The following is a 12,517-nucleotide window of genomic DNA, read 5'->3' on the forward strand; positions in this document are numbered from 1 at the left end:
TCGCTCACATCCGGAAGACGCCGAAACCGGCGGGGGCGGGGGCGGGGGCGACCTCGCCGATGGCCGACAGGCACAGGCCGAGGACGGTGCGGGTGTCGCGCGGGTCGATCACCCCGTCGTCGTACAGGCGCCCGGACAGGAAGAAGGGCAGTGACTCCGACTCGATCTGGGCCTCGACCATCTGCCGCATCGCCGCGTCGGCCTCCTCGTCGTACACCTGGCCGCGTGCCTCGGCCGACGCGCGCCCGACGATCGACAGCACTCCCGCGAGCTGCGCGGGGCCCATGACCGCGGACTTCGCGCTCGGCCAGGAGAACAGGAAGCGCGGATCGTACGCCCGCCCGCACATGCCGTAGTTGCCCGCCCCGTAGGAGGCGCCCATGACGACGGTGAGGTGCGGGACGGTGGAGTTGGACACCGCGTTGATCATCATGGCGCCGTGCTTGATGATGCCGCCCTGCTCGTAGTCCTTGCCGACCATGTAGCCGGTGGTGTTCTGCAGGAAGACCAGGGGAGTGCGCGACCGGTTCGCGAGCTGGATGAACTGCGCGGCCTTCTGGGCCTCCTCGCTGAACAGCACGCCTCGGGCGTTGGCCAGGATGCCGATCGGGTGCCCGTGCAGGCTGGCCCACCCCGTCACCAGGCTCACCCCGTACAGCGGCTTGAACTCGTCGAACTCGCTGCCGTCGACCACGCGGGCGATCACCTCGCGCGGGTCGAAGGGGATCTTGAGGTCCTCGGGGACGATGCCGAGAAGCTCCTCCTCGTCGTACAGCGGAGGCCGTGCGCCCGAAGTGCGGCCCGCCTTGCGCCGGTTGAGGCGGCCGACGACGCGGCGGCCGATGCGGAGCGCGTCGTGCTCGTCCAGGGCCAGGTGGTCGGCGAGCCCGGAGACGCGGGCGTGCATCTCGGCGCCGCCCAGCGACTCGTCGTCGGACTCCTCGCCCGTGGCCATCTTGACCAGCGGGGGCCCGCCCAGGAAGACCTTGGCGCGTTCCCTGACCATGACCACGTGATCGCTCATGCCCGGGACGTACGCGCCCCCGGCCGTCGAGTTGCCGAACACCAGGGCGATGGTCGGGATGCCGGCGGCCGACAACCGGGTCAAATCACGAAATATCCGGCCGCCGGGGATGAAGATCTCCTTCTGCGTCGGCAGATCCGCGCCGCCCGACTCGACGAGGTTGATCAGCGGCAGGCGGTTCTCCAGCGCGATGTCCGACGCCCGCAGCGTCTTGCGCAGCGTCCACGGGTTCGACGACCCGCCCCGTACGGTCGGGTCGCTCGCGACGATCACGCATTCGACCCCCTCGACCACCCCGATGCCGGTGATCACGCTCGCGCCCACGGGGAAGTCGGTGCCCCAGGCGGCGAGCGGCGAGAGCTCCAGGAAGGGCGAGTCGGGGTCCACCAGGAGCTCGACGCGCTCCCTGGCGAGCAGCTTGCCGCGCCGGTGGTGGCGCTCGACGTACTTGGGGCCTCCGCCCGCCACCGCCTTGGCCTGCTCGGACGCGAGGTCGCGGAGCTTGGCGAGCATGGCGGCCCGTCTCGCCTGGAAGTCGGTGCTCGCGGTGTCGAGGCGGCTGTCGATCACGCATCACTCCCGTGGTTGCCGGTGCCCCAGAAGGTATTACACCGGGCGGGCGCTCCGGCTCGCCAGGAGGGCCGCTCGTGGCGAGCGTCGCGAGGAACCGGGCTGGTTCGGCGGAGGCCGGTGGGCCGTCAAGCCGCGGTGATCCGGCGTCAGCCGCAGTGGGACCAGCCGCTCTTCCAGTTGGACGTGCCGTACCCGCCGCCCCAGATCACGCAGGTCTTCGAGGCGGCCAGCCTGATCGGGCCCGCGTACTCCGCGTAGCTGCCGGTGTCGTCGCCCGAGGCGCCGCCCTTGACCTGCAGCACGGCGCTCATCCTGATCTTCTGCGTCATGACGTACTTCGAGATCGTGACCACGCAGTTCTTCCCCGCCGCGCCGTTGTACAGCAGGTACACCGTGGCGCCGCCGAGGCCGTGCGAGTCGACGGTCTTGAACCCCGCCCCGCACACCCCGGCCGGCGTGTTCGGGTTCGCATTCGCCGGAGCGCTCGGCTTGGGGGTGGACGTGGGCTTCTTGGTGGGCGTCGGTGCCGGCTTCGCGGTCGGCGAGACCGTCGGCTTCGGGGTGGGCGTCGGCTCCGGCGTCGGCTTGGCCGTCGGGGTGGGGGACGGCGCCCGGGTGGACGGCCTCGGGGACGCGGACCTCTGGGGCGGGGACTGGCTGATCCTGGCCCGCGCCGTGGGCTTCCCGGTGTGGCTCGGCGACGGGGTGGGCGAGACCGCGGCGGCCGTCGCGTCCACGGGCGGCCCCGTGCCGGACCGCCCCCCGCTGACCGCGTCGACGACCGGAAGCTCGCCGGTGGCCGCCCGCTGGGCGGACGAGCCGGACGAGGCCACCGTCTGGACCAGCACCACGGTGCCGGCGGTGAGGATGGCGGCGGCGACCGCCGCGACGACCGACAGCACGACCGTCCGCTCCCCGAGCGGCTTGCGCCGCGCGGCGCGCCGCCTGGTGCGCTGCGGGTTGCCGCGACCGCCACTCTGCGGGTCGCCGGGACCGCCGCTCTGCGGGTTGCCGGGACCTCCACCCTGCGGGTTGCCGGGACCGCCGCCCTGGGCGTCGTGCCTGACCTGGGCGGCGGGCCGGCCCATCAGGTGGGAGACCATGGCCTCCGCCGTGGGGCGGTGGGAGGGGTCCTTCGACAGGCAGGCGGCGACCAGGGCGCGCAGCGAGGGGTCCAGGGCCGTCAGGTCGGGCTGCTCGTTGAGTATGCGGTTGATGACCGCGGGGATGGAGTCCGCGCCGAAGGCCGGCCGCCCGGTCGCGGCGAAGACCATCGTCACGCCCCAGGCGAAGACGTCGACCGCCGGGGTCGCCGCCACGCCGCTGAGCTGCTCGGGCGCCAGGTACGACGGGGTGCCGAGGGTGTCGCCCGTGGCGGTCGCGCCGGGCGTGTCCAGCGCCCTGGCGATGCCGAAGTCGATGACGACCGGCCCCTCGGGGCCCATCAGCACGTTGGCGGGCTTGAAGTCGCGGTGCAGGATGCCCGCGCCGTGGATCGCGGCGAGGGCGGTGGCCGTGCTGACCGCGAGGCGGTCGAGCGCGGCGCCCCTGCGCGGTCCCTCGCGGTCCACGAGCTGGCGCAGGGACGGGCCGGGGACGTACTCGCTGACGATGTAGGGCTGGTTGCCGGCGAGGTCGGCGTGCAGGACGGAGGCGGTGCAGAACCGCGCGACCCGCTGCGCCACCGACACCTCGCGGAGGAACCGGGCGCGGGCGTCGGCGTCGCCGGAGAGCCGGGCGTGCAGCAGCTTGATCGCCACCTGCTCGCCCCTGGCCGACCGGCCGAGGTAGACCACGCCCTGGCCGCCCTCGCCCAGGCGCCCGAGGATCTCGAACGCGCCGAGCCGGCGCGGATCCTCGTCACTGAGCCCCTGTGCCACCCCGACCCCCGATAGCGCGAAATATCACCACTTGTGGTCAAGAACGCTACCAGTGGGAATGGTGATGCCGGTCTCAGATGGCCTTGCCGGGATTGAGGATGCCCAGAGGGTCGAAGACCGCCTTGATACCCTTCTGGACCTCACTGACGACCGGTCCGCTCTCCAGGCCGAGCCAGCGGCGCTTGAGCAGGCCGACGCCGTGCTCGCCGGTCAGCGTGCCGCCGAGGTCGAGCGCGACGCGGAAGATCTCGTCGGCCGCCTCCCAGACGTTCGCGGGCGGCTCGGGGAGACCCCGGTCGAAGATGAAGACCGGGTGCAGGTTGCCGTCTCCTGCGTGCGCGACCGTGCAGATCATGGTGTCGTGGCGGGCGGCGACCTCCTCGATGGTGGAGATCATGTCGGGGAGCACGGAGCGGGGGACGCAGACGTCCTCCACCAGGCACGTGCCCAGCCGTTCCTTGGCGGTGTAGGCCAGCCGCCGCACGCCGATCAGCTCGTCGGTCTCCTCGGGGGTCGAGGACACCGCGACGAAGCTCGCCCCGGCGGCCTCGCAGATGCGGGCCATCTCGTCGGCGTTTCCGGGCGGGTTCCCCTCCGACTGCGCGATGAGCATGGCCTGGACACCGGTCTCCAGGCCGATGTTCTTCCAGTCGTCGATCGCCTTGAGGGTGTTGCGGTCCATCAGCTCCAGCAGCGAGGGCTGGCAGCCCGCGGCGACGATCGCGGCGACCGCGTCGCCCGCGGCGCGCAGCGAGGGGAACTCGGCGGCGATCGTGACCGGTGGCACGGCCGGCGCCCTGCGCAGCCGCATGGTCGCCGAGGTGATGACGCCGAGGGTGCCCTCGGAGCCCACGAACAGCCCGGTGAGGTCGTACCCGGTCACGCCCTTCATCGTGCGGCGGCCGGTGGAAAGGACCCGCCCGTCGGCCAGCACGACCTCGAGCCCCAGCGTGGAGTCGCGGGTGACGCCGTACTTCACGCAGCGCAGCCCGCCCGCGTTGGTGGCGAGGTTGCCGCCGATGGTGGAGATCTCGTACGAGGAGGGGTCGGGGGGGTACATCAGGCCGTGCGCCCGGGCGGCCCGGTCGAGGTCGGCGGTGATCACCCCGGGCTCCACCACGGCGATCTCGTCGGCGGGGGACAGCTCGCGGATCGCGGTCATGCGCGCCAGCGACAGCATCACGCAGCCGTCGACCGCCGTGGCGCCGCCCGCGAGCCCGGTGCCGGCGCCCCGGGGCACCACGGGCACCCGGTGCCGGGTCGCCCAGCTCATCGTGGCGATCACGTCGTCACGGGTCTGCGCCGCGACGACGCACAGGGCCTTGCCGGGCTCGAGGAACGTCTGGTCCCGAGCGTAGGAGGCGGTCACATCAGGATCGGTCAGCACCCTCCCGGCAGGGAGGGCGTCCACGAGTTCATCGACGGCGTTCACGACTGCGACTGTACGTTCTGCCCCCCGGACATGCCGACTCGGGGCGAACCAGGGACGAAACTCCGCACTATGACATCACCCACCAGGAAAACCGCAGGAAACGGCTCATCACGAGCGCAGGAAACGCCGTGCGCACCGGACTTCCCACGATGACAATTTCGCAACATCCTTGGTTGGCTTTACTTTTGCTTTACTCCATCCTCTAACGTCCGCTTTGCCGATTCTGGGGCGTTCCATGGTTAACGCCACAGATCTCCAACGGTCGGCGCGTTCATCCCGGCGCGCCTTGGACGTCGCCCGGAGACCCCGGGTGGAGCCCGGACAACCCGGGCGGAGGAGGAAACCCTGTTGTCACGCAGAATCAGGCGTCTCGCCGCGATGCTGCCAGTGGTGGGACTGGCGGCGGCGGGCCTCGCGGTCACGGGTGCCGCGGCACCGGGGGACACCTCGGTGGCCAGGTATCAGCCCACGGCGAGTGATTACTACATCAACTACGCCCCCCCGAGGGTGCAGAGCGAGACCACCCCCAAGTCCGGGGAGAAGGTGGACATCGGGGCGGCCAAGCGGCGCGGTACCGCGCCCACCGCCGAGGAGTTCGACCACAAGCACGCCGAGGGCAACCCGGTCGCCGCCCGCGAACTGGCCAAGCATGAGCGCACGGCCGTCCGCACCGGCAAGAACCCCTTCGAGTTCCTTTACAAGAAGGCCAAGACCACGCAGAAGGCCAAGCTGCTCACGCTGCTGGTCGAGTTCAACGAGAACGCGAACGACGACTTCTCGGGCTTCAGCCACCCGAAGAGCATCGACGACGCGGACGACTGCGTCACCGAGCCGCCCGGCACCAAGATCAACGGGCCGCTGCACAACAAGATCGCCAACCCCGCGCTCGCGGCCGGTGGCGGCAAGGACAACAACTCGATGTGGGTGGCGGACTTCAACAACGCCTTCTACAACGACATGCTCTACTCCAGCAAGGGCGTCACCAAGCGGGTCCGCACGGACCTGAAGGACCCTCGCGACGGCAAGCCGGGCATCGACATCTCCGGCTACACCATGAAGAACATGTACGAGGAGATGTCCAAGGGCGCCTACACCGTCAGCGGTGAGGCGATCGGCTGGATCAAGGTGCCGCACTCCGAGGCCTGGTACGGCGCGGGCGCCTGCCACGCCGCGGTGCAGGACTCCTCCGGCCACCCGAGCAACCCCCGCGGCGCCGCTCAGCTCGGCATCGACGCGGTGAACGAGCTGGCCAAGAGCAACCCGAACTTCCCCTGGGCCGACTACGACCAGGAGGACACCTCCGACGCCGACGGCGACGGCAACTACAACGAGCCCGACGGCGTGGTGGACCACCTGGTGCTCGTCCACGCGGGCGAGGACAAGTCCGGCGGCGGCGGCGCCCAGGGCACCTTCGCCATCTGGGCCCACTCCAGCGCGATCGCGGGCGGCTACACGGTCCCCGGGACCAACGTCAAGATCTCCAACTACATCGTGCAGCCGGAGAACTCGGGCGTCGGCGTGTTCGCCCACGAGTACGGCCACGACCTCGGCCTCCCGGACCTGTACGACGCCACCGGCGCCGGTGACAGCGACGTGGAGTTCTGGGACCTCATGTCGACCGGCTCGCACTCCGGGCCGATCTTCCAGTCGATGCCGATCCACATGGGCCTGTGGGACAAGTGGGTGCTCGGCTGGGCGAACCCGAAGGTGCTCAACCCCGGTGACGGCACCAAGCTGGTCACGGTCGGCCAGGCGTCCCGCACGCCGAAGCTGACCGAGGACGGTGTACGGATCAACCTGCCCGACAAGGACGTCACGCTGACCACGCCGCACAGCGGCACCAAGGTGTGGTGGTCGAACAACGACCAGGACTGGGCCGACATCAAGCTGACCCGCGACATCGCGGTCCCGGCGGGCACGGACACCAAGTTCTGGCTCTGGAACGACTTCACCATCGAGCAGGACTGGGACTACGGGTTCGTCGAGGTCTCCACCGACGGTGGCGCGACCTGGGCCGAGCAGAAGATCTACGGCGCGGACGGCACGCTCGTCTCCACCGCGGACGACTACGCCGACCCGAACAAGCGCATGCGCGACTACGGCAACAAGAAGTACGGCCTGACCGGCGACTCCGGCGGCTGGCAGCACTACTACGCCGACCTCGCGCCGTTCGCGGGCAAGAGCGTCAAGCTGCGCCTGCGGTACGCCACCGACGCGGCGGCGGAGGAGCGCGGCTGGTTCGCCGACGACTTCTCGGTCACCAGCGGCGGCACCACCGTCTGGAGCGACGACGTCGAGTCCGGCGCGGCCGGCTGGACCGCCGCCGGCGGCACCTTCACCGACACCAAGGGCGCCGGCTGGGTGCAGCACAGCGGGACGCTGAAGAGCGCCCAGTACTACCTGGCCGAGTGGCGCAACCTCGACGGCTTCGACAAGGGCCTGAGCTACACCTACGACACCACCTGGAGCCGCGACGGCGCCTGGAAGGTCGAGAAGGTTCCCTACAACGCTCCTGGCATGCTCGTCTGGCTGCGCGACACCTCGCTCGGCTACAACAACGCGGCGTCCAACACCTGGTCGCTGCCGTCGGCGGGCGCCAAGGGCCAGCTCCTGCTGGTCGACTCCCACTTCGACCCGCTGCGCCGTAGCGGCAAGGCGGCAGAGGTGGACCGGAGCGTGCTGAAGAACATCCCGTCGCGCCCGCAGGCGTCGAACATCGCGTTCGGCTTCAACAAGACGTACACCTTCAAGGAGTGCATCGAGGGCGAGCCGTTCACCGAGTACTGCACGAAGTTCGCGCCGCAGGACCCGGTCAAGGCGTTCACCGACGCCAAGACCTGGTACCCGGGCCTGGAGAGCCGCGAGGACGGGCTCTACTACCGGTTCCGCGACGCCTCGGTGGTCGTCCCCTCCAAGGACAACCAGCAGTACTCGCTGCGGGTCGTCAACGCCGACGGCACTCCGGCGACCGACCTGTACGGCGAGAGCGTCAACGGCTTCACCCTCGGCTCGGGCAACCCCGGCGATGAGGGCAAGCAGCTCGGCGTGCAGATCAAGCTCATCGCACCGCTTCCGGGCAACCTGGGTGTCATCGCCCAGGTGACCGCGCCGAAGAAGTGAGCCGGAGAAGCCTCCGGACGCGGTGAGGACGCGGTAAAGCAGTGAGCCGGTGAACTGACCGGCGAAGGTCCACGCGGGACGGGTTACGGCGACGCCGAAACCCGTCCCGCCTGCTTCCCGGCACTGAATAGCATGTCTCCCGAAGCCATCTACGGGACGGGTGATCGGTGAGCGAGCTGCGGAGCAAGGCGGAACACACCAAGGCGATCCGCGATCTCCGCAGGGTGGCCCTGGTGGTGAACACGCGGTCCCGGCGGGGCCGTCACCGCTACTTCGAGGCCCTGCGGCTGCTCCAGGCCGACGGCTTCCGCCCGCTGAGGACCTACGCGGTCATGGACCCCTCCCGGCTCCCCGAGATCATCCAGGAGGCTCTGGAGCTCCAGCCCGACCTGCTGGTGGTCGGCGGGGGCGACGGGAGCCTCAGCGAGGCCGTCAAGCACGTCGCCCACCGCGACGTGGCCCTCGGCGTGCTGCCCCTCGGCACCACCAACAACTTCGCCCGCAGCCTCGGCCTCCCGCTCGATCTCGCGCGCGCGGTCAAGGTCTTCAGCCGCGGCAAGGTCGCCGACATCGACCTCGGCATGGCGGGCGACCGCCCGTTCGCCAACCTGGCGAGCTTCGGGGTGTCGGTCGAGGTGGCCGGCAAGGTCAAGCCGTGGCTCAAGCGCGTGCTCGGCCGCGCGGCGTACCCGCTGACCGCGCTGACGATCCTGCCCGGGCACTCGCCGTTCCGCGCCTTCATCACGGTGGACGGCCGGCGCCACGAGCTGCTCACGCACCAGCTCAACATCGCCAACGGGCGCTACCACGGCGGCTGGCAGATCGCCCGCGACATCAGCATCGACAACCGCCGCCTGGTGGCCTACCAGCTCGGCTCCGGCAAGCGGCTGAGGCTGCTCGCCGAGACCCTGGTCAGGGCCACGAGCGGCCGCTGGAGCAGCCTCGCGGGCGGCCCGTTCGTGACGGGCGGCGAGATGCTGCTGGAGACCGAGCCCTCGATGGCCGCCGACGTGGACGGCGAGGTGCGCCTGCGCACCCCGCTCACGATCCGCTCGATCCCCAACGGCCTGCGGGTCATGGTCCCCCCGGGCTTCCTGGACACCTGATCCGTTCCCGGCCCGTTAACACAAACAAGCATTTGCTTGACCGCCATGTTGCGCGGGCGTATAAAAAGCCATCGGGAAACTGTGAGTTCCTGACAGCTCACCACACGCGGGCCTAGGCGCGAGCCCGCACCTCCGGCCACCCCGGAAAGGGCGGCCGGCGTCCCCGTCCTCCTCGCGGACGTCGATCCGCCATACCCCCGGCGCGCCCCCGCACGGGAACGGCCCCGGCCCCGTGCCGCCGCACGGGACGGTCCGGGTCTCCTCCATCGTCGCCCCAGGCCGCCGCACGCCCGAAAACAAGCGATCAACGGAGGCACCTCATGGCATACGGTGACGACACCGGCCGGCACGGTCTCACGCGACGGGCGTTACTCGGCGGCGCCGCCGGAGCCGCCGCGCTCAGCGCGTTCCAGTGGACGCCCGCCGCCCGCCTCACCCCGGCGAGCGGCGCGACGCTCGCGGCGCCGCCCGACTACCCCGCGGGGATCTCGCTCTACCAGCAGACCTACGAGAACTGGTCGGGGGAGATCGAGATCGACGGCGTCTGGACGTCGGCCCCCGCCTCGGCCGCGGAGGTCGTCACCCTCGCGAACTGGGCCAGGGCCAACGGCTGGAAGGTCCGTCCCCGCGGCATGTCGCACAACTGGTCGCCCCTGGTCATCCCGGCCGGGGCCCCGGGGAACACCCTGCTGGTCGACACCACCCAGCACCTCACCGCCGTCACGGTCAACGCGGGCTCGCCCGCCAGCGTCACCGCCCAGACCGGCGTCACGATGGAGGCGCTGCTGACCACCCTGGAGGGAGCGGGCTACGGCCTGACCGCCACCCCCGCGCCGGGAGACCTGTCGCTCGGCGGCGTGCTCGCCATCGACGGGCACGGCACGGCGGTGCCGAAGACGGGGGAGACCCTCACCCCCGGCCACACCTTCGGCTCGGTCAGCAACCTCGTCACGCAGCTCAAGGCCGTCGTCTGGGACCCGGGGACGAGCCAGTACGCCGTCAGGTCCTTCCAGCGGTCCGACCCGGCGATCGGCGCGCTGCTGGTCAACCTCGGCCGGACGTTCGTCACCGAGGTCACGCTGCGGGTGGGGGCGAACAAGCGGCTCAGGTGCCAGAGCTTCTACCACATCAACGTCAACACGATGTTCGCGCCGCCCGCCTCGGCCGGCTCCGACTCCTTCGCGAGCTACGTGAACTCGTCCGGGCGCGTCGAGGCGATCTGGTTCCCCTTCACCACCGTGCCCTGGCTGAAGGTGTGGAGCGTCGCCCCCTCCAAGCCCCTGCTTTCCCGGCAGGTCAACAGCCCCTACAACTACTCCTTCTCCGACTTCCTGTCCAAGGACGCCTCCGACCTGCTGTCACAGATCGTCGCGGGCAACGCCGCGCTCACCCCGGCCTTCGAGAACACCCAGATGGGGGTCGTCGGCTCCGGCCTGATCCTGACCGGCACGTGGGACATCTGGGGCTGGTCGAAGAACCTGATGCTGTACGTGCGCCCGACCACGCTGCGGGTGACCGCAAACGGCTACGCCATCCTGACCAACAGGAGCGACATCCAGCGCGTCGTCAGCGAGTTCTACGCCTACTACCAGGGCGCGATCACCGCGTACGCGAACCAGGGGCGCTACCCGATGAACGGCCCGCTGGAGATCCGCGTCACCGGGCTCGACAACCCGGCCGACTCCCAGGTCGCCGGCGCGGTGTCCCCGCAGCTCTCGGCGCTGCGGTCACGGCCCGACCACGCCGACTGGAACGTGGCGGTCTGGCTCGACATCCTCACGGTGCCCGGCACGCCGTACTCCCAGCAGTTCTACCGCGAGACCGAGCAGTGGATCCTGTCCAACTACACCGGCTCCTACGCCGCCGTACGGCCCGAGTGGTCCAAGGGGTGGGCGTACTCGGGCACGGCCGCGTGGGCGGACGCCACCATCCGCGACACCACGGTTCCGAACGCCTACCGGGCGGGGCAGCCCTCGGGCGACAACTGGGACACCGCCGTGGCCACCCTCAACACGCTCGACCCGCACCAGGTCTTCTCCAACTCCTTCCTCGCCACCCTGCTCGACTGAGCGCGTACCGAGGGGGGGACCGGGCCGCTGTGGGAGCGGCCCGGCGCCCCCTCGGCCCGGACGGTCACAGCGCGTTGAGCGCCCTGGTCACGCCCGCGCGCGGGCGGCTGACGAGCGTCGCGGCCATCTGGCCGACCGCCTCGGTCACCCGCTCGGCGGCGGTCGCGAAGTTGAACCGCGCGAACCCGCACCCGGGGGCCCCGAACTTCGTGCCCGGGTACAGCGCGACCCCGCCCCGCCGCAGGAACCACCCGGCGGGGTCGTCGCCGAGCCCGAGCGCGCGGAAGTCCAGCCAGGCCAGATAGGTCGCCTGCGGCGGCTGGTAGCCGACTTCGGGCAGCCGCTCGGCGAGCAGGTCGCCGAGCAGGGCGCGGTTGGCGGCGAGCCCGGCCATCAGCTCGGCCAGCCACGGCTCCCCGGCGTCGAACGCCACCTCCGAGGCGATCACCCCGAGCAGGCCCGCGCTCTCGCTCACCTCGGCGTCGATGGCGGCGACGTCGGACCGGGCCTCCACGCCCGGCACCGCCAGCGCGGCCTTGAGCCCGGCGAGGTTCCACGCCTTGGACGCCGAGACCAGCGTGATCGAGCGGGCCGAGGCCGGGGCGTCCAGCGATCCGAACGGCACGTGACGCGCCCCCGGGTAGACCAGCGGCGCGTGGATCTCGTCCGCCACGACCCGCACCCCGTAGCGATCCGCGAGCCCGGCGACGGCCAGCAGCTCGTCCTCGCCGAAGACCAGGCCCGTGGGGTTGTGCGGGCTGCACAACAGGTACGCGGCGGCCCCGGCCGCGAAGTCCCGCTCCAGGGCGGCGAGGTCCAGCCGGAAGCCGTCCGGGGTCAGGGCGAGGGGGCTCTGGACCACCTCGCGGCCGATGCGAGGCAGCCAGTAGAAGTACGGCGGGTAGGCGGGGGTGTTGATCACTACCCGGTCTCCCGGCTCGGTCACCAGGTGCAGCACCTCGACGATCCCGGCCATCACGTCCGGCACCAGGCGCATGTGCGCGGGGTCGGGACGCCAGCCGAACCGCCGGGCGGCGAACCCGGCGAAGGCCTCCGGCAGCCCTCCCGCGACGGCGTACCCGGTGTCGCCCCGCCCGATGGCCGCCACCAGCGCCGCCGCGATCGGCTCGGCGAGCGGGGTGTCCATCTCCGCGACCCACACCGGCAGCACGTCCGGCGGGTACTCCCGCCATTTCGCGCTGTGCCGCTCCCGCAGCTCGGCGAGGGTGTACGCGGCGAGGGGGCCGTGACTGGCGCTGCTGCTGGCCAAAGTAGTCCTTCGCTGTCGGGACATGCCTGGGCCGATGGCATGC

The 12,517-nt window shown here is 71.1% G+C and carries 7 protein-coding genes; 3 read left to right on the plus strand and 4 right to left on the minus strand.

Going from position 1 to position 12,517, the window contains the following annotated elements:
• Window positions 1–4: 4 nt before the first annotated feature.
• From ACOZ38_RS13930 to ACOZ38_RS13940, 3 genes are all read right to left on the minus strand, one after another.
• On the minus strand, window positions 5–1,537 hold the full coding sequence (locus ACOZ38_RS13930) for an acyl-CoA carboxylase subunit beta (RefSeq protein ID WP_424537004.1): 1,533 nt from the start codon (window positions 1,535–1,537) through the stop codon (window positions 5–7).
• Window positions 1,538–1,743: 206 nt separating this feature from the next.
• Window positions 1,744–3,477 (minus strand): serine/threonine protein kinase, encoded by a 1,734-nt coding sequence (locus ACOZ38_RS13935; protein ID WP_424530940.1) that lies wholly within the window; start codon window positions 3,475–3,477, stop codon window positions 1,744–1,746.
• 73 nt (window positions 3,478–3,550) lie between these two features.
• Complete coding sequence (locus ACOZ38_RS13940; protein ID WP_424530942.1) at window positions 3,551–4,909, minus strand: FAD-binding oxidoreductase; 1,359 nt, start codon at window positions 4,907–4,909, stop codon at window positions 3,551–3,553.
• A gap of 348 nt (window positions 4,910–5,257) precedes the next feature.
• On the opposite strand from ACOZ38_RS13940, the gene ACOZ38_RS13945 reads away from it, so the two are divergent.
• From ACOZ38_RS13945 to ACOZ38_RS13955, 3 genes are all read left to right on the plus strand, one after another.
• Window positions 5,258–8,029, plus strand: coding sequence for an immune inhibitor A domain-containing protein (locus ACOZ38_RS13945; RefSeq protein WP_424530943.1), 2,772 nt, complete (start codon window positions 5,258–5,260; stop codon window positions 8,027–8,029).
• 167 nt (window positions 8,030–8,196) lie between these two features.
• Window positions 8,197–9,135 (plus strand): diacylglycerol/lipid kinase family protein, encoded by a 939-nt coding sequence (locus ACOZ38_RS13950; RefSeq protein ID WP_405146973.1) that lies wholly within the window; start codon window positions 8,197–8,199, stop codon window positions 9,133–9,135.
• Between the two features lie 320 nt (window positions 9,136–9,455).
• Window positions 9,456–11,204, plus strand: coding sequence for a cholesterol oxidase substrate-binding domain-containing protein (locus tag ACOZ38_RS13955; RefSeq protein ID WP_424530944.1), 1,749 nt, complete (start codon window positions 9,456–9,458; stop codon window positions 11,202–11,204).
• 64 nt (window positions 11,205–11,268) lie between these two features.
• Here ACOZ38_RS13955 and ACOZ38_RS13960 read toward each other — a convergent pair whose 3' ends face one another.
• Window positions 11,269–12,474, minus strand: a complete 1,206-nt coding sequence (locus ACOZ38_RS13960; RefSeq protein ID WP_424530946.1) for a MalY/PatB family protein — start codon at window positions 12,472–12,474, stop codon at window positions 11,269–11,271.
• Window positions 12,475–12,517: the final 43 nt, after the last annotated feature.

Source organism: Sphaerisporangium viridialbum (genome assembly GCF_049674955.1).
Lineage (GTDB): Bacteria > Actinomycetota > Actinomycetes > Streptosporangiales > Streptosporangiaceae > Sphaerisporangium > Sphaerisporangium viridialbum.

Bases quoted from the DNA above. Each gene is read 5' to 3' on its own strand.
- ACOZ38_RS13930 (WP_424537004.1), bottom strand. From the start codon at position 1,537: ATGCTCGCCAAGCTCCGCGACCTCGCGTCCGAGCAGGCCAAGGCGGTG.
- ACOZ38_RS13955 (WP_424530944.1), top strand. From the start codon at position 9,456: ATGGCATACGGTGACGACACCGGCCGGCACGGTCTCACGCGACGGGCG.